The 21,036-nt window shown below is 70.2% G+C and carries 18 protein-coding genes and 1 tRNA gene; 9 read left to right on the top strand and 10 right to left on the bottom strand.

Translation table 11 applies throughout. The annotated features are described in order from the left end of the window. Positions 1 to 2: 2 nt before the first annotated feature. Positions 3 to 494: an FHA domain-containing protein FhaB/FipA gene (locus EW117_RS25295; RefSeq protein ID WP_129789499.1), complete on the bottom strand. Its 492-nt coding sequence runs from the start codon at positions 492 to 494 to the stop codon at positions 3 to 5. Positions 495 to 504: 10 nt separating this feature from the next. Beyond that, positions 505 to 1,221, bottom strand: coding sequence for an FhaA domain-containing protein (locus EW117_RS25290; RefSeq protein WP_020017306.1), 717 nt, complete (start codon positions 1,219 to 1,221; stop codon positions 505 to 507). 239 nt (positions 1,222 to 1,460) lie between these two features. On the opposite strand from EW117_RS25290, the gene EW117_RS25285 reads away from it, so the two are divergent. Beyond that, positions 1,461 to 1,544, top strand: a tRNA-Leu gene (locus EW117_RS25285). Between the two features lie 173 nt (positions 1,545 to 1,717). Here the strand turns inward: EW117_RS25285 and EW117_RS25280 are convergent. From EW117_RS25280 to EW117_RS25270, 3 genes are all read right to left on the bottom strand, one after another. Further along, complete coding sequence (locus EW117_RS25280) at positions 1,718 to 4,474, bottom strand: hypothetical protein (protein WP_129789498.1); 2,757 nt, start codon at positions 4,472 to 4,474, stop codon at positions 1,718 to 1,720. A gap of 69 nt (positions 4,475 to 4,543) precedes the next feature. After that, positions 4,544 to 6,460: a hypothetical protein gene (locus EW117_RS25275; protein WP_129789497.1), complete on the bottom strand. Its 1,917-nt coding sequence runs from the start codon at positions 6,458 to 6,460 to the stop codon at positions 4,544 to 4,546. Positions 6,461 to 6,594: 134 nt separating this feature from the next. Continuing rightward, positions 6,595 to 7,857, bottom strand: coding sequence for an anhydro-N-acetylmuramic acid kinase (locus EW117_RS25270; RefSeq protein WP_207212039.1), 1,263 nt, complete (start codon positions 7,855 to 7,857; stop codon positions 6,595 to 6,597). Between the two features lie 72 nt (positions 7,858 to 7,929). Here EW117_RS25270 and EW117_RS25265 point away from each other — a divergent pair, with 72 nt between their 5' ends. Together EW117_RS25265 and EW117_RS25260 are read left to right on the top strand one after the other, a co-directional pair. Continuing rightward, on the top strand, positions 7,930 to 8,778 hold the full coding sequence (locus tag EW117_RS25265) for a class I SAM-dependent methyltransferase (protein ID WP_129789495.1): 849 nt from the start codon (positions 7,930 to 7,932) through the stop codon (positions 8,776 to 8,778). A gap of 196 nt (positions 8,779 to 8,974) precedes the next feature. Continuing rightward, positions 8,975 to 11,008: a hypothetical protein gene (locus EW117_RS25260; protein ID WP_129789494.1), complete on the top strand. Its 2,034-nt coding sequence runs from the start codon at positions 8,975 to 8,977 to the stop codon at positions 11,006 to 11,008. Here the strand turns inward: EW117_RS25260 and EW117_RS25255 are convergent. After that, positions 10,998 to 11,825, bottom strand: a complete 828-nt coding sequence (locus EW117_RS25255; RefSeq protein WP_129789493.1) for an alpha/beta hydrolase — start codon at positions 11,823 to 11,825, stop codon at positions 10,998 to 11,000. The two genes, EW117_RS25260 and EW117_RS25255, sit on opposite strands and share 11 nt — an antisense overlap. A 444-nt stretch (positions 11,826 to 12,269) precedes the next feature. Between EW117_RS25255 and EW117_RS25250 the strand changes: the two genes are divergently transcribed. The 4 genes from EW117_RS25250 (at position 12,270) to EW117_RS25235 (ending at position 15,377) form a co-directional block, all read left to right on the top strand. After that, positions 12,270 to 12,767 (top strand): low molecular weight protein-tyrosine-phosphatase, encoded by a 498-nt coding sequence (locus EW117_RS25250; RefSeq protein ID WP_129789523.1) that lies wholly within the window; start codon positions 12,270 to 12,272, stop codon positions 12,765 to 12,767. A 62-nt stretch (positions 12,768 to 12,829) separates the two neighbouring features. Beyond that, positions 12,830 to 13,765, top strand: coding sequence for an NAD(P)H-binding protein (locus tag EW117_RS25245; protein ID WP_129789492.1), 936 nt, complete (start codon positions 12,830 to 12,832; stop codon positions 13,763 to 13,765). Next, positions 13,762 to 14,973, top strand: a complete 1,212-nt coding sequence (locus EW117_RS25240) for an alpha/beta hydrolase (RefSeq protein ID WP_129789491.1) — start codon at positions 13,762 to 13,764, stop codon at positions 14,971 to 14,973. The genes EW117_RS25245 and EW117_RS25240 overlap by 4 nt, the downstream gene beginning before the upstream one ends. Positions 14,974 to 15,083: 110 nt before the next feature. Beyond that, positions 15,084 to 15,377 carry a hypothetical protein gene (locus EW117_RS25235; RefSeq protein WP_129789490.1) on the top strand — a complete coding sequence of 98 codons (294 nt, stop codon included), beginning with the start codon at positions 15,084 to 15,086 and terminating at the stop codon, positions 15,375 to 15,377. Between the two features lie 13 nt (positions 15,378 to 15,390). Here the strand turns inward: EW117_RS25235 and EW117_RS25230 are convergent, their stop codons facing one another. Then, complete coding sequence (locus EW117_RS25230; protein ID WP_129789489.1) at positions 15,391 to 16,017, bottom strand: DnaJ family domain-containing protein; 627 nt, start codon at positions 16,015 to 16,017, stop codon at positions 15,391 to 15,393. Between the two features lie 71 nt (positions 16,018 to 16,088). On the opposite strand from EW117_RS25230, the gene EW117_RS29865 reads away from it, so the two are divergent. Next, on the top strand, positions 16,089 to 18,095 hold the full coding sequence (locus EW117_RS29865) for a SigE family RNA polymerase sigma factor (RefSeq protein ID WP_242504555.1): 2,007 nt from the start codon (positions 16,089 to 16,091) through the stop codon (positions 18,093 to 18,095). 36 nt (positions 18,096 to 18,131) lie between these two features. On the opposite strand, the gene EW117_RS25220 is transcribed toward EW117_RS29865, so the two are convergent. Then, positions 18,132 to 18,509, bottom strand: a complete 378-nt coding sequence (locus EW117_RS25220; protein ID WP_129789488.1) for a hypothetical protein — start codon at positions 18,507 to 18,509, stop codon at positions 18,132 to 18,134. A 29-nt stretch (positions 18,510 to 18,538) separates the two neighbouring features. Next, positions 18,539 to 19,168 carry a nucleotidyltransferase domain-containing protein gene (locus EW117_RS25215; protein WP_165362861.1) on the bottom strand — a complete coding sequence of 210 codons (630 nt, stop codon included), beginning with the start codon at positions 19,166 to 19,168 and terminating at the stop codon, positions 18,539 to 18,541. A gap of 170 nt (positions 19,169 to 19,338) precedes the next feature. Here EW117_RS25215 and EW117_RS25210 point away from each other — a divergent pair, with 170 nt between their 5' ends. Next, positions 19,339 to 20,508 carry a pyridoxal phosphate-dependent aminotransferase gene (locus EW117_RS25210; protein ID WP_129789486.1) on the top strand — a complete coding sequence of 390 codons (1,170 nt, stop codon included), beginning with the start codon at positions 19,339 to 19,341 and terminating at the stop codon, positions 20,506 to 20,508. On the opposite strand, the gene EW117_RS25205 is transcribed toward EW117_RS25210, so the two are convergent. Next, positions 20,509 to 20,973 (bottom strand): DUF6328 family protein, encoded by a 465-nt coding sequence (locus tag EW117_RS25205; RefSeq protein ID WP_129789485.1) that lies wholly within the window; start codon positions 20,971 to 20,973, stop codon positions 20,509 to 20,511. Positions 20,974 to 21,036: the final 63 nt, after the last annotated feature.

Below are 21,036 nucleotides of genomic sequence, written 5' to 3'. Positions count from 1 at the left end.
GGTCATCCCTGGAGCTCGACGACGGACTGTCCGATCTGCACACCTACACCCGGGGCGAGCGGGATGATCCCCTGCACCCGCTCCTCGCCGATGTAGGTGCCGTTCGTGGAGCCGAGGTCCTCCACGAACCACTGGCCGCCCTGGGGGAAGATCCGTGCATGGCGCGACGACGAGTAGTCGTCGTCGAGCACGAGGGTGCAGCTTGGCGCACGCCCGATCAGGACGCCGGACGAGGTGAGCGGGATGGTCGTCCCCGTGAGCGGGCCGGCCACCACGACGAGTCGTGACGGACCACCCCGCTGGGGGGCGCGCGGTGCGCCACCGCCCGGGGCCGCCGCCGGGGCCGGCCCCGCGAGCTCCGGCCGGCGCCGTCGGCTGCTGGCTGTGCGTGGTCCCGCCAGGTCGCGCCGGAGAACGGCGACAGCGGAGAGCACGAACACCCACAGCAGCACGAGGTAGCCCAGCCGAAGCAGGGTGAACGTCAGCTCGCTCATGTCGGGTTCTTCACCAGTCCTCGTTGTCTGCACCGGATGCACTGCCGGTCCAGAACATGATGCGGGTACGGCCGATGGTCATCGTGTTGCCGTCGAGCAGCGTCGCGGCCGGGACCTGATGGCCCTCCACGTACAGGCCGTTCGTCGAGCCCATGTCGGTCGCGACGACACCGTCGGGTGTCACGCGGATCTCGAGGTGACGCCGGGAGACACCCGGGTCGTCCACCACGATGTCCGCCTCGGCGTCGCGTCCGATGACGGTCACGGGTCCGGTGAGCAGGTATCGCTGGCCATCGATGTCGATGAGCGGGTGCCGGCCGGTCGGCGCGCCGGACGTCGCCGGGGCGACGCTCCCCTGCACGCTGCGCGACCGCACGGTGAAGCGGCCGGGTACCAGCTCGTACTGCTCGTCGAACGTCACGCTCACGGGGCCTACGAACGCGTAGTGCTGCGTCGCGGCGTACGCCGTGATGTTGGACGCGAGCTCGTCGGCGAGAGTCTGTGCACCCCACGCCTCGATCTGGGCGAAGTCGTCGGGAGCGAGCTCGATGGTGAACTCGTTCGGTGCGACGGTACGGTCGCGGCCGACGACCGCGGCACGGTCGTCCAGCTCACGCCGCAGCCTGCTCGCCAGTTCGACGGGCTTCACTTCGCCACGTCCCACCTTGGCGAACGCGTTGTTCATCATGCGCTCCACGCTCTTCTCGAAGCGGTCCAGGGCGCCCATGCCACCTCCTTCCAGGGTCTGCGCCGGGCAGACTACCTAGATCGTATAGACCGGTAGGTCCCCGCAGACTCCAATACTGTGGATGTCCTGCGGATCTTCTCCGATCTTCCCTCAGGTGGCGCGGTGAGGAGAGGTGTGGGCGGATCCGCACGCTACTAGACCTGCGGCAGGACGTGAACCACTTCACCGTTATTGGATTCGGAGCGGGCCTCCGTGCCGTGCTAGCCTCATCCAGCAGCGCGCGAGTGGCGGAATAGGCAGACGCGCACGGTTCAGGTCCGTGTGCCCGAAAGGGCGTGGGGGTTCAACTCCCCCCTCGCGCACGTTGATACGAAAGGCCCCGGCTCATTGAGCCGGGGCCTTCGTCGTGACCGGGCCGAGTTGTCAGACCCTCCCCGAATTGTCAGACGTACAGGTCACCGGAGTGACCTGTACGTCTGACACGTCGGGTGAGGTATGACAGGCCGATGGGCCGACCCGTTGCTTCAGCCGGCGGTCAGCGGATCGTCGCCGTGCGGTCGCTCGTGACGGACCTGGTCGTGTAGCCCGTGCGGGATCCGACCACCGTGACCGTCAGGCGCTTTCCACGGGCCGATGCCGGGATCACGAACCGGTTGCTCGTCCGCGTGGCGATCTTCACGCCGCTCGCCTTCCAGACGTACGTGACCGACGACGGCGCCGGCGACCAGGTGCCCTTGCTGACGGTCAGGGTCGATCCGACGCGCTTGGTGCCCGTGATCGTCGGACGTGGCGCCGTGAAGGTCCCGGGCGCGACCGTTGCGGTCGCGGCGCTCGTCACCGACCTCGTCGTGTACCCGGCCCGTGAACCGATCACCGTGACGGTCAGGCGCTTGCTCTTCGCCGACGCCGGCACGACGAACGTGTTCGTGGTTCGTGTCGAGATCGTGACTCCGTTCGCCTTCCACACGTACTTCACCGACGACGGCGTGGGCGACCACGTCCCGCGGCTCACCGTCAGGGTCTTGCCGACCTTGGCCGTGCCGGTGACGGTCGGCCGCGGGGCGGCGAAGGACCCGGGCGCGACGACGGCGGTGGGGGCGCTCGTCTTTGACAGCGTCGTGTGATACCTCCGCTCACCGATCACGGTGACCGTGATGTTCTTGCCCAACGCGGAAGCTGGCACCGTCAGCATGGAGCTGGTCGCCTCCTTGATCACGGCACCGTCGGCCTTCCAGACGTGCTGGACGCCCGTCGGCTCGGGCGCCCAGGTGCCGCGCTCTGCGGTCAGCGTTGCCCCGACCTTTGCAGTGCCGCTCACGGTCGGTGCTGCAGCTGTGAACAGCGCCGGCTGCACCGTGACCGTCTGCTGGTAGCTCGACGGGAGGGCACCGAAGCCTCCCTCGTACTCGAAGAGGTAGTGGTGCGTACCAGGCACCAGCTCCGCCCACGTCTCGAACACACCTTTGCCGCCCTCGACCATCGCACCGGTCGCGTACTGGCCGTTGAGCTCCAGCCGCACGATCCCTCGTGCGGAGAGTTCCTCCGCGTCCACGGTGAACGGGATCTCGTCGGGGATCTGGCCGTAGCGCCAAGTCGTCGGCAGATCGACCCGCAGCGTGCTGACCGCCGGCTCCCGCACGACGACAGTCCCTCTCCACTCGCCACGATCGATCGCACCCCAGCCGCTGTAGTCGAAGGCCACGGTCCAGCTCCCTGGTTCGAGGGGGAGGCTGTTGACGCACTCCTGACCCGAGAACCCGCCGCTGATGCTCTTGGTCGGGTCCTCCTCCACGCTCAACGCGGACCCGGCGCTCCACCACAACGGCGAGCCGTCCTCTGACTCCACGTCGAAGCAGAGCGTGCCCTCGTTGGCGGTCTCACGCCATGTCGTGGGCCCGGAAGTCACGATCCGTACCGGGCTCGGCTCTGCCATGTCGGCTGATGTCGTCGCCGTCGTGGTCGCGAAAGGCGATCCTGTGAAAACTGCCGACACGTCCCAAGTGCCCACCCCATCACCGGGATCCAGGAACGTGTTGAAAGCGATCCTGGCGGCTCCGGTCAGCGTGTGTCGCCTGGGCGATCGGTCCTCGATCCCCTCTGGACCGGTCGTCCGGGCCGAGACGTGCCCGAACGCAGCAGTCCCGTCCGCGGTGTGAACAGTCACATCGACAAGCAGGTCGTCCGTGACTCGGAGCGGCCTGTCCGCCGGTTCCGCGACGTCCGCGGTCACCTCGACCGGGATCGGATCGCCGACCATGATCGCCCAGCGATGACTGTTGTACGCCCCGTTCTCGACGGCCGAGTACACCGCCCGCTCGGCCGGCAGCGCCGGGAGCTCGCTGCCCTCGCCGCTCAGCCCCCACCTGAGGATCGACCCGTCGTCCAGGACCGCGGCGCCCTGCCCGGCACCCATCGCAGCCAGTGACACGACCGAGCGGCCGTCCGGCACCGCCGGCGGCTGCGCGCCTAGGACCGCCACGATCCGACCGTCCGACGTGGCGGCGAGGATCTCGTCCTCGGACTGGTCGACGCCGACGAAGCGGGTGCCCGCAGTCGGCTTCGTCACGACCGTCTCGCCGGACTTGGCGCAGTAGACCAGGGCGCCGTCGGATCGGAGTGCTGCCCAGACCGGGTAGTCGGGAAAGCTGCTTATCGCCGTGTACCGGAGTCCCGGACCCGGCCGGCGTCCGTCTGCACACCTGGCGCCGTCACCACTGAGCGGAGCAATGACGCCGTCGGACCTCAGGGCATCGAACCCGGATACCGCTGTGTACACCGTGCCGGGCGGCGGAGTGAGCACGACATTTCCGGAAGTGTCGACGACCACTCCGTCAGACCGTAGGAGCCGTTCAGCGCTCGCGGAGATCGCCGTGTACGAGATTCCTGCGGGCGGCGCGGGTGGGTCGAGCGCACCGGAAGAGTCGTACCCGTCGACGAGTCCGTCGCTACGCAGCACGAGGAGCTCGCTGCTGTAAGAGGAGATCGCGGTTGCCTCGACGCCGTCGGGCAGTGCCGCGGGAACAGTGTTCATGCCCGGCTGATACGCCCAGTCCCGGTCTCCCCACATCACCACCTGCCCGCCGTGCGGGCTGGGCATGCCCTCTTGGACGAATGTCGGGTCGAGCGGCTCGGTGAGGGCCGTGGAAACGGCACTCGACGCCGCCTCAGTGGCCTGGGCGGGAGCCGCACCGACCGTCGTCACGGCCAGGCCGAGGACGAGGCCGGACGCCAGCACGGACGAGCATGTCTGCCGGGCAGCCGGAAGAAACGGTCGGAGGGCTGAAAGCGCCATCGGGTACTCCAGGAGAGGAGGGCGCATGGTCCATGCGCGCGAACGGATGTGGGGTAGTTGGGCCGGAGGTCAGCGGATGGTCGCTGTGCGGTCGCTCGTGACGGACCTGGTCGTGTAGCCGGTGCGGGAACCGATCACCGTGACCGTCAGGCGCTTTCCGCGTGCGGATGCCGGGATCACGAACCGGTTGCTCGTCCGCGTGGCGATCTTCACGCCGCTCGCCTTCCAGACGTACGTGACAGACGACGGCGCGGGCGACCAGGTGCCCTTGCTGACGGTCAGGGTGTACCCGACGCGCTTCGTCCCGGTGATGGTGGGGCGCGACGCGGTGAACGTCCCGGGCGCGATCACCGCAGTCTGCTCGCTGGTGACGGACTTCGTCGTGTAACCAGCACTGGAACCGGTCACTGTGACGGTCAGCCGCCGTCCCTTCGCCGACGCCGGCACCACGAAGGTGTTGGTGGTCCGGGTCGAGATGGTGACCCCGTTCGCCTTCCAGACGTACTTCACGGACGACGGCGTGGGCGACCACGTTCCCCGGCTCACCGTGAGCGTCTTGCCGACCTTCGCTGTTCCGGTGACCGTCGGCTGTGGCGCCTTGAAGGCGCCTGGGACCACCACGGCTGTCGGCGCGCTGGTCATCGATTTCGTCGGGTAACCAGGGCGCGTGCCGGTCGCCCGGACGGTGATCCGCTTGCCTACGGCCGAAGCGGGAACCTTGAGGGTCGAGTTCGTCGCGCCCGCGATCATCGCTCCGTTCGCTTGCCACGAGTACGTGATGATCATCGGCTCCGGGGACCAGGTGCCGGTCCCTGCGACGAGCGTGGAGCCCACCTGCGCCGTGCCGCTGACCGTGGGATTCGGAGCGAAGAAGATCTTCTGGGTGTGCTCCCAACCCGTCATGGCCTGGCTGGGCGCGTGCCAAGCCGACCCCGTGTAGCGCGCACCCACGATGAGCATCCCGTAGGGGAGGGTCGCGGTGTCGAGCACGAACGAGGCGCCGTCCAGCTTGTCGGTGGCCTGGGTGGCGACGTCGGCGCCATTGATGCTCAGGACGATCTTCCCGGGCCCACCGAGGGCCGGGTCCGGCCCATTCACGTCGACGTCTATGCGGACCTTGCCGGTCGCGACGTCCTCCGTGATGCCCGAGACGATCGTCGTGGTCCCGGCCCTGCGGATCGTGACCGGCAATGGACCCGTCTGCGACACGAGTGTCGGCCCGGCGGTTGCCGAACCGGAATCAGCCGGGTGCGTTCCCTCCCAGCGGACGATCACCTGATATGTACCCGGCGCGAGATCGAACGTGTGGGCCATCCCCGAGAGCTCGAGCGAAGAGGTCTGCGAACAGCCCTGTGTCAGTTCTCCGAGATCCGTCCCGTCAGTCAGTTCCGCGACGAGCGACCCGCACTCGACAGGTGAACCGTCCAGAGTCTCGACATGCGCCTCGACGTCGATCTGGTTCTGATAGTGCACCGTCTCGTTGACGATCGTCGCCGTGGTCCTCGTCGGAGACGGCGGGAGGACGGTGACCGGGTAGACGAGCGGTTCCGACGAAGCCGTCCCGTCGTCCGCGAAGTGCTGTACCACCAGCTCGTGGTCGCCGGGCGCCAGGTCTGACACCTCGAGCGACTGTTCGCCTTCGCCGTGAGAAGTGTGATAGAGGTGCTCGCCGGTCGTAGGGTTACGGATTTGTACGTACCCGGAGGTGGTCGGGGCCCCCTCGACTGTGCGGACGTTGACGACGAACGGGACGAACTCGGTCCCTGTCCGCCACGACGCCGAGCCGTTCACTGCCACGATGGTCCGAGCCGGCTCGGCCGTCGCGTTCGTCGTCGCCACTGCAGGGCTTGACGGCACCTGCCCCGCCTCGGCAGGCGCTGCGCCGGCGGTCGTCGTGGCGAGCGCGAGCACCAGCCCGGACGCCACCAGCGACGCACAGGCCCGGCGGGCCGAAGGAAGGAATCGCCGAAGATGTGGGGTCGGCATTGAGCGCTCCAGCAGAAGAGGCGCATGGTCCATGCGCGGAACGACAAGTCGCGTGACTGTATCGGCCGCACACCTGCGTTTTCGCCGAGATCGGGGCGTCCGCCCCGTACTTCACCCGGCGATGTTCCAGCAGCTCAGGCCCCGTCGCGGAGCTCCAGCCGGCTCGGCTGCCCGACGGCGGCGGCCCGGCCTGGCGGGAACCGCCCGTCCGCGCCCGGCGTCACGGAGCCGAGCACGCTCGGGTGCCTCGCGCCCGTGGCGCCCGGCAGCACGCCGGGCAGGCCGTACCAGGTGTGCCAGCCGAGCACCGCGAAGGCCAGCGCCTCCTTGGCCTGGGTCGGCACGCCCAGCTCGTCGGAGGTCCGGACGGCGACGTCCGGCAGCTCCTGCCGGAGCGCCGCCATCAGCACGGGGTTGCGCGTACCCCCGCCCGAGGCGACGACTTCGGTGGCGGTGCCCCGGACGGCGTCGGCCACGGTGCGGGCGGTGAGCGCCACGAGGGTGGCGAGCAGGTCCTCGGGCGTCGGCTGCAGCGGCCCCAGGCGAGCCAGCAGGTAGTCCAGGTGGAAGAGTTCCTTGCCGGTCGACTTCGGTGCCGGGCGTGTGTAGTACGGCTCGTCGAGCAGTCGGTCCAGCAGATCGGGGAGCACGCGGCCGCGGGCGGCGAGAGCGCCGTCGGCATCGAAGGCCTGGCGCCCGTTCGTGACGTGCCGCGTCGCGGCGTCGAGCAGCGCGCAGGCGGGGCCGGTGTCGAAGGCGAGCGGGGTCTCGACAGGCTCGACCAACAGTGAGTGAGGCTCGACCGTCCCCCGCAGCACCGTCACGTTCGCGATGCCGCCCAGGTTGAGCGCGACGGCGGAGCCGGGCCGGCCGGCGAGCCACAGCGCGTCGAACAGCCCGACCAAGGGAGCGCCCTGGCCGCCCGCGGCGACGTCGCGCGTCCGCAGGCCGGAGACGACAGGCAACCCCGTTGCCTCGGCGATCCAGGCGGGCTCGCCGATCTGCAGGGTGCCGCGCACGCCGTCGTCGGCGGTCCAGTGGAAGACCGTCTGCCCGTGCGAGACGACGAGGTCGGCGCGGCCTGCGCAGAGCTCGGCCACGGCGCGGGTGGCGACGTCGGCGAAGATCTGCCCGATTCCGGTGTCGAGCCGGCACACGGTCTCCAAGGTGGTCGGCGCGGGTGGCAGAGCTGCGACGAGCTCCGACCGGAGTCGCTGCGGGTAAGGGGCGGAGAGATGCCCGAGCAGTGTGAGCATCAGGGTGTCGCCGACGAGCCGGAGCTCGACCGCGGCGGCGTCCACGGCGTCGTGGGAGGTGCCGGACATGAGCCCGACCACGCGCAACGGAGCTGGCGTCTCTGCAGGTGAAGCTCGATTTCCACGGATCCGGTCCAGCATTGGAGCGACACCTCCGGTCGAGTTCGCGACTGTGTTAACCCGTTGGTCCAACTTTGCGCCACAATCTGCACCATGCTTGACGTCTCGATCGCCCCAGCTCCGGCGCCGGACGCGCCGTTCGAGGACCACATCGAATGGGCGCGCAACGCCCCTGCGACCCCTTCGACCCCCGCAGCGCTGTTCACGGGAGGTCTCGACGACTCGCCCGTCGACGACCGTCTCACGATCGACTCGCCGGAGTGGGACTACCCAGCTCTCGCCCGAAAAATCGTGCTCAAGTCCCGGGGTGCCGTGCTCGACATCGGCACCGGCAACGGCGACTTCTTCGCGGGCCTCGGCCCGCTTCCCAGCGGTTCGGCGGCCACGGAGACGGGCCCGGCCTTCCTCGCCGCCCGACGCCGCCTGGAGCCGCTCGGCGTGGACGTGCGCCGAGCGGAGCCGTCCTGGACGGGCGACATGCTGCTGCCGTTCTTCGACGGCCAGTACAGCGTGGTGCTCAGCCGGTTCAGCACGATCGACCCCGACGAGGCCGGCCGCGTGCTGGAGCCGGGCGGGACCTTACTCACCGAGCAGGTGGACACGCGCGACGGCATCGCACTGAATCGCGCGCTCGGGGTGCCGCTCGGCTGGGACCCGGACGGCGTGACGATCGATGTCATCTCGGACGGGCTCGTCGCGTCCGGCTTGGAGATCGTCGAGGCGAAGGAGTACGCGGGCACGCGCACGTTCAAGGACCTGTCGTCCGTGCTCTGGTACCTGCGAATGGCCGCGTGGCAGGTGCCGGAGCTCTCCGAGCTCAGCCCGGCCGCCGTCGCACGGCACGAGGCGGGGCTCCGCGCGCTGCACATGCACTTCGCGACGGGCAACGAGCTCGTCGACGAGGCGCCGCGCATCCTGGTCACGGCGCGTCGGCCGTTCTGAGGGCTGCCCGGCCGGTTCGGCACCCCGGACCGGCCGCACAGCGGGTGAAGTGGAGGGTGAACTCCGACGGAGTTCCGCCGATTCCTGGCAGATGTTGCTTTCCGGACGGGTTCGCTGCGCGCTACGTTCGCGAAGCCCGGGGCGCCGACGACGGTCCCGGCGCGCCACGTCCTGTCACGGATCGCGAAGGACCCCCATGAACCCCACGCCCCTCGGTGATGCTCCTCGTGCGCTCGCCGTACCCTTTCGGAGCTCCGCTCGGCGTTGGCGCGCCAGCGCATCGCTCGCCGCACTCACCCTGATCGCCACGCCACTCGTCGCGGTGCCCGCATCAGCCGCGGAGACGGCCGACGCACCGGTCTTCACCGGGACCACCGAGGTCGACGGTGTCGCGGCGGTGGGCTCCGAGCTCACCCTCGACGAGACCGGCGGTACCTGGGCGCCCGAGCCCGAGAGCCGCGCCTACTCCTGGCTGCTCAGCGACGACGCGGTGCTCGACGACGCCGACGTACTCGTCGAGGGTGCGACCGACGCGTCCATCACCGTGCTGCCCGCACACCTGGGCAAGTACGTGATCGGCAGGGTCGCCGCGACCACGGCCGGCGCCACGAGCGACCCCGTCGCCGCGCCCGCCGTCGGACCTGTGGCCGAAGGCGAGCTGGTGGCCGGCACGGCAAGGATCTCCGGCACGGTCAAGGTCGGCTCCACGCTCGCCGCCCAGGCCGGCGTCTGGACCGAGGGCACCGCGCTCGCCTACGGGTGGCAGATCGACGGCGCCACGGTCGCCACCACGTCCACGTTCATCCCGCAGGCCGCCCACGCCGGCAAGACGCTGCGTCTCGCGGTGACCGGGACGAAGGAGGGGTACGCCCCCAAGACCGTCTACAGCGCGTCCGCCACGGTCGCGAAGGCCTCCTTCACCACGACGACGCCGAAGATCAACGGCACCGTCAAGGTCGGGGGCCTCGTCGGCGCCACGACCGGCCACTTCTCCCCTGAGGCGTCCCTGACGTACCGCTGGAAGGCGAACGGCAACCCGATCTCGGGCGCGACCAGCCGGAACTACCGCATCCCGTCACGCCTGCACGGTGACCAGCTCACGGTCACGGTGACCGGGTCCAAGCCCGGCTACACGACGAAGAGCATCACGTCGGCGGCCTCCGTCGTCAAGAAGCCGTTCGACCGGGCGTCCTCCCCGACGATCAGCGGCACGCTCCGCGTCGGCCAGACCCTGACCGCGAACCGCGGCACCTGGTCGCCGACGCCGTCCGTGGTCACCTACCAGTGGCGGGCCGAGGGCCGGCCGATCCCGGGCGCCACGAGCCGCACCTACAAGCTCACGCGTGCGGAGCACGGCAAGAACATCTCCGTCGAGATCGTCGGCCGCAAGTACGCGTATCTGCCGGCCACCCGCCGCAGCGCCGCTACGAACACCGTGAAGTGGCCGCTCGGCATCAGCCGCCCGGACGTGACGACCCACCCGACGCGCTACGTGGACACGACGCCGGGCCGCACCGTGACGCTCAAGGTGTCGGCCACCGGCGGCGGCCTGAAGTACCAGTGGCAGCGCTGGACGCCGGCGAGCGGCGCCTGGAGCAACGTCGGTTCGAACAGCTCCACGTACCGGTTCACCGCCAAGACGGCCCACGAGCTCAACCGGTTCCGCGTGGTCGTGTCGAACATGGCCGGCAAGGACACCAGCAACCGCACCTACATGTGGGTCCGGTCCTCGACGTCGTCGCCGTTCCAGGCGAACCAGGTGTTCGCCCTCTGGAACTACAGCGCCGTGATCGGCGAGTCCTACGACGACTTCGCGGGCTACCTCGCCGTCGGCGTCTTCGTCTGCGCCGCGCCGGGCTACCACCCGACCGGTGACGTGTCCGTGCAGTTCATCGGCAGCAACGGGCGCGTCTACCCCGGTGAGGGCCAGGAGATGGACGACCACATCTCGAACGGCGTGGCACTCGACCCCAACGGGTGCGGCGTCTTCGGCGCGTACTCCGAGGCCCCGCAGTCGGTGCGCGTGGGTGGCCGGTGGCGCATCACCGACCGGTCCGACGGTCAGGTCTTCCACCAGTACGTGAAGTACGACCGTGTCGAGCTCGACGCGGTCGCCCCCGACGCTCCGGCCGTCAACGCGCTCGGCGGCCCGACCGCCGGCGTGACCGGGCTCGGCACCGAGCCCGAGCTCGCCCCGGTCGACCAGACGCGAGCACAGCTCACCGACTGAGGTCGAGGAGGCGTGCTACCGCCTCCGCCATCGCCTCCGGCGGCACGTCGGTCCCCTGCCCGGGCAGGGTCACCCGACGTGCCGCCGGGAGCACCGCCGCCAGCGAGTCGGCGGCCGCGGATACCGCCGAGGCGCTCGCGGCGCCGTCGGCGACCAGGACCGGCTGAGTGATCACGTCCCACCGGCGCATCAGGGCCCTTCGGCCCAGCGCGACGCCCGCGAGGATCCGCCCGTCGTAGGCGATCGTCGCCGCTATCGCCTCGAGGCTCGCCCACGACGCCGACGCCCGCATCCGCGGCAGCAGCCGGCAGGGCATCCCGACGACGTCGAGGAACAGCTCGACCGCGCTGCCCGGGTCGCCCACCTCGATGCAGGCCTCGACCCCCGCGATCATCCGTGGGTCGGCAGGTGGTTCCCCGCTCGACACGTCGTACGTCGGCTCGTAACAGAGGACGCCGGTGACCCCGGTGCCGAGATCGGCCGCCGCGCGTAGCGCCAGGAACACCCCCGAGGAGATACCCAGCAGCGCCGCCGGGCCCGTGACCTCCAGCAGCGCGGCGATGTCGTCGACCTCCCGGTCCACGCTATAGGGCACCGTGTCTCCGCTCCCGCCTCGACCCCGCCGGTCGTACCGCAGCGTCGTCGCACGATCACGGAGCTCCGACGCCACGGCCAGCGTGATGGGCAAGCGGTGGGCGAGCACGCCGTCGACCACCACTATCGCGGGCGCCAGACCGGGTGTGGGACCGGTCAGGTCGTACGCGATCCGGGTGCCGTCGGCCGACGTCGTGAAGGCGTCGGCGGTGATGGTGGTCATACAGGGCAGACGGAGCAGAGCTCCAAAAGTCGTCGCTCGGGCCGGTGCTCGGGGCTACAGATTTCGCCGCGAGGAAAAAACCTGTGCGCCGGCCGCCGCAAAGCGTAGGTTCGTGGGCACATGAGAAGGGAGGTGATCCGAGTAGTGATTTCACATCGGACCCATGAGGTGGTCGCGCGCTAGTCGCGTGACGCGTATGCGTTTCGCGCCGACGGCGGTCGGAGGGCTCAGCACGGGGCCTTCCTGATCTGCTCAGGCGCAACGGGACAATGGTGGCGAGTTTCTCGCGACCACCGGAGCCCGCGGGTGCCGTGCCCTCGTCCAGCACGGCTGACGCAAGTCGCCCCGCGGGCTTTCCCCTGCCCCACGCCGGGGCCGCGTCCAGGCCCGGCAGATCGAACCCCAGCTGCCAGGGAGAATGTGCACGTGACTGCCTACCGCGTGATGACCGTCTGTACGGGAAACATCTGCAGGTCCCCGATGGCCGAGATCGTGCTCCGGGACCGCTTCGAGGCCGCGGGCCTGGGCGACGCCGTCGTGGTGGACTCGTCCGGAGTGAGCGACGAGGAGCACGGCAACCCGGTCGACCGGCGTGCCCGTGCGGTCCTCGCGGAGCGCGGCTACCCCACGGGTGACGGGCACCGGGCACGCCAGGTGACCACCGATGACGTCCGTTCGCGGGATCTGATCCTCGCCATGACCACCCGGCACGCGCGCGGGCTGCGCGACCTCGCGGGACGCGTCGGGGGCGACGCCACGATCCGGATGTACCGGTCGTTCGATCCATCGGTCGCAGACTTCCCCGAGGACGAGCTAGACATCGCCGACCCCTGGTACGGCGGTTCCCGCGACTTCGAGGTGTGCCTGTCCGAGATCGAGGCGGCCGCGGACGGCGTGGTCCACTTCGTCCGGGCGGAGCTCGGGGTGTCCTCGGGCGCGTGATCGGCAGACGATTCACCCCCCTCCGCCCGGCTCGCTGATCATCAGCCGACTACCGTGAGGTAATGACGCCCGCGTCGCCTGACCGGCTCGTCGCTCTCACAGGGGCCGACGGCCGTCTCGGTTCCAGGCTTGCCTTCCGCATCGCCGCGGCGGGTGGTCAGCAGCGCCTCCTGGTCGCCGGCAAGGGCACCACGCCTCGGCTCCCCGACGGCGCACCGCTGCCGGAGGCGGAGGTCGTCGCCGTCCCGTCCGACGCCGACCCCAGGACCCTGACCAGCGCGTTCGCGGATGCTCATGCGCTGTTCCTGGTGCCGAGCCAGGCGCGCCCCGGGCGGCTCGGCCGGCATCGCGCGGCCATCGATGCGGCGGTGCTCGCCGGTGTGCGTCACGTGGTCTACGTGTCGTCGATCGGGGCGGGGCCGAATGCCATAGCGTCCGCCGCCCGCGACGACTGGCTCACCGAGGAGTACCTGCGCGGCACCGACCTGCGCTGGACGATGCTGCGGACGGCGATGTTCCACCGCACCCTGACGTTCGCGGTCTACGACGAGTCGGACGACTCCGGCCTGAGCACGGTGCTCCGCGCGCCCGCCGGGAACGGCCGGGTCGCCTCCGTGTCCCACGACGACGTAGCCGACGCCGCCACGGCCGTCCTGCTCGACGAGGACCGGAAGCGTCACGCGGGCCGGACCTACCTCCTGACCGGGCCCGAAGCGCTGAGCCTGGACGAGGTGGCCGCGGCGCTGACCAGGGTCGTGGGGCGGACCGTCCGCTACGTGCCGCAGACCGTGGAGCAGGCGCGCGCACTCTTCTACCGGTCGACGGCCAGTGAGGTCGAGGACTGGATCACGCAGTGCCAGGCGATCGAGGCGGGCGTGCTCGCGGAGGTGAGCCCCGACGTCGGGCACCTGGCGGGGCGTGCGGCGCGGTCGCTGGAGGCCTGGCTCGACGACTATCCGACGGAGTGGGCGCACCTGCGGTTACCGTCAGTCAGATGACGAGCCTCTCCCCGGGTCTGGAAGACGGAACGACGCCGGAACCGATGTGGGAGCCCGACGTGCTGCCGGGCTTCGAGCACCTGACCCTGCCGCTGCAGCCTGACGAGGAGGAAGCCGAGGTCGTGGCGACCCTGGTGCGCCGCGCCCGGCCCGCACCGGACCGGTCTGACGACGCCGAGCCGCGTCGCGGTCTGCGCCGGGTCGGTGCGGAGAACCCGCAGGTGGCGCGGCTGTGGGACGAGCTGTCGGAGCTGGGCCGGCGGCTGCACCTGCGGGGCGCCACGCGCCCGCATCCCGACGTCGTGCCGGACGCCATCCCCGTGGACGCAGAGGACGGCGAGCCGCGGGCCGACGCGCCTGACACCGGCGTCGACGTGCTGTACGTCCATGGGTGGCTCGACTACTTCTTCCAGACCCACCTGGCTGACTTCTGGGAGTCCCTCGGGGTGCGGTTCCATGCCCTTGACCTGCGGCGTTACGGTCGCAGCCTGCGCGAGGGCCAGACTCCTGGGTACGTGCGCAGCCTCACCATCTACGACGAGGACATCGAGGCGGCGCTCGACGCGATCGGGCACGGGCGCGCCGACCAGCCCGAACGCAGGCTCGTGCTCATGGGCCACTCCACGGGCGGCCTGACCGTCAGCCTGTGGGCGGCGCGCAACCAGGAGCGGATCGCCGGGCTGGTGCTGAACTCGCCATGGCTGGAGTTCCAGCCCCGCGAGACGGTGCGCAAGCTGATGGAGCCCGGCATCCGCGTGCAGTCCGTGCTCGTGCCGCGCAGCCAGCTCGTCAACCTGGACCGTGGCCTGTACGCGCGCTCCATCTCGTCGCGGTTCGACGGCGAGTGGGACTACGACGCCACCTGGCGGCCCGACGCCGGATGGCGGCCGACGCCCGCCTGGCTCGCCGCGATCTTCCGGGGACAGGACGAGGTGGCGCGCGGGCTGCATATCGACCTGCCGGTGCTGGTCCTGCTCAGCACACGCAGCACCCTCCCGACGCGGTGGAGCGAGGAGATGAAGAGCACTGACTCCGTGCTGGACGTGGTCGGCATCGCCCGCCGGGTGCCCGACGTCGGCTCGCTCGTCACGCTCGCGCGCATCGACGGCGGCCTGCACGACGTGACCCTCTCGGCGAAGCCCGCGCGCGAGCAGGCGTGGCGTCAGATGCGGCGCTGGTTCCACGGTTACGTGCTCGCCGACGCGTGAGGCGAGCGGCCCGCTCGCTCGTCTCCGCACGCTCTGGCGATGCGGGAGTCATGGTGGGATCCTGGAATGGAGGTGCCTACACCGACGTCAGGCACGAGGGGCGATGCGCCATGACAACGCACCAGGAGACCCATCCCCGGGCTCGCCGGGGCGGGCCGTTTCTCGCTCGCGGCGAGGCCACAGTCGGGATCGTCGCGCTCATTCTCGGGATGCTGATCTCGCAGGGAGCAGCCGAGGGGGTGACGATCGCGGGCTGTCTGGCCATGGCTGCCGGAGCGCTGTTCGGCAAGTTCGGCGCGACCTGGGGCCGCATGGCCGTGGCAGCTGGGCTGGGGTTCGCGCTCGGCTCGGTGCCCTACTGGCTTACCACCGTCGTGGTCATCGTGACCGCGTACGGCTTCTGAACCCGAGGGTTCGTCACCAGAACCGCCACCACGGCCGGTTCTCCGACGTCGCCTGCTCGTCTCGCGCGGGCGACGCCTCGTTGGTGCTCGCGCGACGGGCCGCGCGCCGCGCCGTCCACCGCCGGACCTCCTCGTCGACGTCCCGGGTGGGCGTGACGACCGGCGGACCGCCCTGGAGCTGGCGCCGGGCGTCGACGACCCGGGCGTTGAAGTCCGTGACGATCTCCCGGACGCGCTCCTCCATCGCCTCGAGGTCGAGCGTGCCGTCCAGCTCGGCGTCGTCCTTGCGGAGCTGCGCCGAGGGCAGGAGGCCGGAGATGTTCTCGCGCTCGATCAGGCCCTTGACCCACCAGTCGGGATCGTGGGTGCCGGTCAGCCCGGGGATCGGCTTGCCGTGGAGGGGGAGATTGTCGAACTCGCCGCGGCGCATCGCCTGGTCGACGACCACGTCGACATAGCGGGTGCGCTCCTCGGCGCTCATGCTGCCGAGCGGCTTCTTGCCCTCGTCGCCCTCGTTCGTCTCGCCGGACGCGGGGGAGCCGGCCGCCTCCTCGTCGCTCGCGATCTCCCGGTCCACGCGGTACTGCGCGGCCCGGCGGAGGGGGTCGTTGTCTGCTTCGTTGCGCGGTCCCGGCGCCATGACGTCATGTTACAACTTTCACAAGCGGCCAGACAGGGGTCCGGCGGGTTGGCTGAGGGAGGATCAGCCACGTGAGCCACGAGTCCGAGCCGAGCAACCTTCGCGCCGGTTCGCCCGTGGTGGGTGGCATGAACGCGGAAACTGCCGAGCAGCCGGTCGTCGACCCGGCGCGTGCCAGGGTTGAAGTCGCTCAGGACAAGGACGCGGAGTTCGTGGCGTTCGTGGTGTCCGCCGGCCCGTACCTGTTCCGGACGGCCCACCTTCTCAGCGGCGACGCACACCAGGCGGAAGAGCTGGTCCAGGCCACGTTCGAACGGACATACCGCGCCTGGTCCAAGGCCCGCGCGGGGGAGCCCCGCGCCTACGCGCGCCGCATCCTGATGAATCTGCGGATCGACGGCTGGCGCAAGGAACGACGAACCGCGGTGACCGACGACGGGATCGTCCCGCTCTCACCCGCGCCGGACCATGCGCACTCCGTCGCGGTGCGGGACGAGCTGGGCCGGGCGCTGCGCACGCTCCCGGCCCGCCAGCGGCGCGTCGTCGTGCTGCGGCATCTGCTCGACCTGTCGGAGGGGCAGGTCGCCGATGAGCTCGGGATCTCGGTGGGAACCGTGAAGTCCACCAACGCGCGCGGTCTGGTCCGCCTGCGCACCTTGCTGAGCGAGTCCGTGATCGAGGCCGTCCCCGAGTTCCGCCTCGACGGTCAGCAGGTGCTGCGACAGGCCCAGGTGGCCGCCCGACGCCGGAGCGTGGTCCGGCGCGCCGTCGTGGTGACGGGTGTGGTCGCTGTTGTGCTCGGACTGATGCTCGCCGGGCCGGTCCGGGTGCCTGGGTTCGGGCCGGTGGTGCTGCCGGGCAGCGACTGGCTGCGCACGGTGCTCGGGCTGGACGGGCGCGGGCTGGCCGACCTGTCGTCGGACCACGCGGACACCACCACGTGCACCGGTTCCGACGACGACGCGCCCACGATTCCGGTCGACTCGACCGCTGCGGCGCTGGGTGGGTTCACCGTCACCGGGGTGATCGACGTAGCGGACGCACACGCTGTCCAGCCCTGCGTCGACCTGGCCGTGGACCACGAGATCTCCACCGGGGTCCGCATCCCGGTCGAGGCCGGCACAATTGGGGCGGGCGAGAGCGTGCTCGGCTGGTCCGACACGGGCTCCGCGCTCGACGGGGACCAGTTCACCAGGCCGTCCACGCTGCACGCGCTGGTCCCGGACGGCGACCGCCTGGCCTCCATGACCGTCGCACGGAACGAGCGGGTGGACGGCCGCTGGCCGTACGGGATCGAGCTGGCGCGCCAGGGTGACCGCGCGGCCTGGTTCGAGACGCCGAACACGCAGATCGCCGGCACGTTGCCCTGGACGCTGCGCCTGCTGGACCGGGACGGAAGCGTGGTGACGGTGAGTGACTCCACGGTGCTCCAGGTGGCCGAGGCTCGAGCGGTCGCACTCTCGGACGAGATGGTCGGGTGGACCACCGCGTCGAGCCCTTCGTCGACGGGATGCGACAAGACCCTGCACACGTCGACCCTGGGAGCCGAGGCGTCGACCACCGCGGCCGTCCGCGAACGGGTCTGTGCGGTGGCCTCGTCCCCGGACGGCCTGGTGGTCGCCTACCAGGAAGGGTCCGGCGGGCCGGGAATCGGGGCAGGGGACGGCGGCTCGACCGTGATCGAGCTGATCTCGGCCCCGGACGAGACGGCGACGACGACCCTGCTGTCGGTCAGGAACGGGGAGCTCGAGTTCGATCCGGTGTCCGCGGTCGGGTACGACGAGGGGCGGCTGGCGTTCGCCGTCGGCAACCTGCTCTACGTGGTGGACACCCGCACGCTCACCGGCATTCGGCTGCGCGGCGGGTCGCCTGCCGTCGCCGTCGACGTCTCGGACGAGGTCACCGCGTGGTCCACCGAGGACGGCGGCGCGTACGCGCTGGTCAGCCGCGGCGGCCTGCCGAGCGTGCTCGAGCTCTCGCGAGCTCAGGCTTCGGTAGGGGTTCATGGCGACCGCATCGTGTGGACGCAGCTCGACGACGACGGAGCGTCCCTGACGTTCGGCCGCGTCCGGTGGTGAGCGCGGGCGCTCGTTCGGTGCTCGTCTCGTCGACGCTCAGGAGAGATGGGTGTCCAACGCGTCGACGAGCGCGCGCGAGTTCCTAATCATGCTCAGAGTTTCCACCCCGCTCAGGTAGGTCGTCCCGTAGTGAGCGTTGGATTTCTCGGCGAGGACGCGCGCGAGCCTCTTGGCGAGTTCTCGGCCGTCGGGGTGGACCGTGGCGATGAGAGTCTCTGCCTGTGCGTGGTCCTGTCCGATGGCGCAGCGCCCGAGCCGGGCACCGCAGATCGCATCCGACGCGGCAATCGCAGCCAGTGCGGCCAGCCCGCCGGCCACCTGTCTTTCGTCGGGTGCCTCGCCGAGGACCATCTCGCCCACCTCCTGATACTTGCGCGCCGTGGCGGCTCGTACACGGACGTCGCCGCTGGTCATTGGTCGTGTTCGGGGCTGCTGGCGAGGTGTCATCGATGCTCCTGGAGGTGCGTGCGGATGTCCGGACCGGACACAGCACGAGCATCCGAGCGGAAGGAGTCGACGATCGGGTCCGCGAGACGTACGGCGTCATGCAGGCGTGCGGGCGTGGTGAGGTAGACCTGGACAGCTTGTCCGGTGGCCGCGCTGAGCTCGCTACGGAGTTCGTCGGCGAGGTTCTCCGCGACGTCGTCCAACTCGTTGACGACGACCGCAAGGTCGATGTCCGAGTCCAGCCTGGCCTCGCCACGCGCGACGGAGCCAAAGACGGCCACCGTCACGGATAGAGGATCGTCGGGACAATGTTCCGCTACAACCTCGCTGACGCGCGACCGGAACTGGGTCCACGGGTCGAGTGCGCTGAAGGCCGCATCGATGGCGGCGAAGCCGAAATGCCTCCGGTTCAAGGTGTGGGTCAGCGCCATACCGACACGGGACGACACGACGATTCCCTGGAGTGCGAGTCGGGAGAGGGCCAACCGGATTCCGCTGTCAGAGCCCTTGCTGGCGACCCGGTGCACTTCCGTGCCGGTCATGGGCGTACCGGCTCGCCAGAGAACGCGCAGTACGACGGGCTCGAGACCCGATCCGAAGACATGCTCTGGGTGGTTCCAGTCCACGGCTCTCCCCTTCACATGGCGCCATAGGTTGGTCCACAATTCTAACGCCAGATACATAATTGTGGAGAGACATCCAGGATTGTGGACCGAAGTGGGGCTGGGGAGGACCACTTCCTTCCGTCAACGTCAGACTCAGCCGTCCGGCAGCGCAGTGGGTCATGATGGGCCGCATGAAGGTCTCTCGTCGGTCTCACGTGCCCCCGTTCGCCGTCATGGAGGTGCTCGCTGCCGCGAACGCGCGCCGCGCCACCGGGGCGGACGTGCTCAATCTCTGCGCGGGGGAGCCGTCCACCGGCGCGTCCGACGTCGTGCGGGAGCGGGCGATCGAGCTGCTCCGTGACGGCACCCTCGGCTACACCGAGGCGATGGGTGTCCCCGCGCTGCGCGCCGAGATCGCCGGACACTACAAGCGCTGGTACGACGTCGACGTCGACCCCGCGCGCATCGCCGTCACCACGGGCTCGAGCGGCGGGTTCGTGCTCGCGTTCCTCGCCTCGTTCGACGTCGGCGACCGGGTGGCCCTCGCCCGGCCCGGCTACCCCGCGTACAAGAACATCCTCTCCGCGCTGGGCTGCGAGGTCGTCGAGCTCGACTGCGGCCCGGAGACCCGCTACCAGCCCACGGTGTCGCAGCTCAACGAGGCGTACTACGGCGGCGGGCTCGACGGCGTCATGGTCGCCTCACCCGCGAACCCGACGGGCACGATGATCACGCCGGCCGAGCTGGCCGCGATCGCCGAGTGGTGCGCTGACCACGACGTGCGCCTGATCAGCGACGAGATCTACCACGGCATCGCGTACTCGGACGAGGTCGCGCAGGCGACGGCGGCGACGTTCGTCGGCCAGGGCGCTGTCGTCGTGAACTCGTTCTCGAAGTACTGGGCGATGACCGGCTGGCGCCTCGGCTGGCTCGTGCTGCCCGACGAGCTGGTCGCGCCGGTCGACGCACTCGCCGGCAACGTGGCGCTCTCGCCGCCGGCGCTGGCACAGCAGGCGGGCATCGCCGCGTTCACACCCGAGGGATATGCGGCCGCGGCGGAGAACGTGGCCCGGTACGCGTCGTCGCGCACCCTGCTCCTGGAGCGGCTCGGTGAGCTCGGCTGGCGGCCCGTCGCCCCCGCCGATGGCGCGTTCTACCTGTACGGCAACATCGCGTCGTTCGGGCTGGACTCCGTCACGTACTGCGCGCGGCTCCTCGCCGAGGCCGACGTCGCCATCACCCCCGGGACCGACTTCGACGGGGCCCAGGGGCACGAGTGGGTGCGGCTGTCGTTCGCGTCGTCGCTGGACACGGTGACGCGTGCGGTGGACCGGATCGTCGCGTGGCACAAGACGCTCTGATCACCCCCGGCGCCGCAGCACCTCCGGCAGGACCACCCACACGATCGCCAGCACCACGAGCACACAGGCGCCGGCGACGATCCCCGCGGTCCGCCCGACCACGACGTCGAACACGAGCAGGGCGGCGCCCGTCATCACCAGGGCCAGCACGCCGAGCGCTATGCGTGTGAGCGCGTCGCCCAGGGTGACGATGTGGCGCTTCATCTGCTTGCGGAACAGCGCCCGGTGCACGCTGACCGGCGCCACGATGAGGGCGGTCGCTGCCACAGACGTCACGACCAGGACCAGGTAGACGGTGCGCTGGTAGTCGTCCAGCTGGGCGAACCGGGCCTGAAAAGGCAGCGTGAGCAGAAACCCCGTGAGGATCTGCACGCCGGTCTGCATGACCCGTAGCTCCTGGAGGAGCTCGTTCCAGTTCCGATCGGCGCGTTCGGCGGGGGATTCGCTGCGTCCGTCACTCTGCACAGTCCCATTGTCGCAACTGTCGCGTACGTCTGGCAGATCGAGAGAAATTCACCCGGTCGCATC

This window comes from Promicromonospora panici (assembly GCF_900608595.1).
Taxonomy (GTDB): Bacteria; Actinomycetota; Actinomycetes; order Actinomycetales; family Cellulomonadaceae; genus Promicromonospora; species Promicromonospora panici.
The sequence above is the reverse complement of the archived record's forward strand: the minus strand, read 5'-3'. Positions and strand labels throughout refer to the sequence as shown.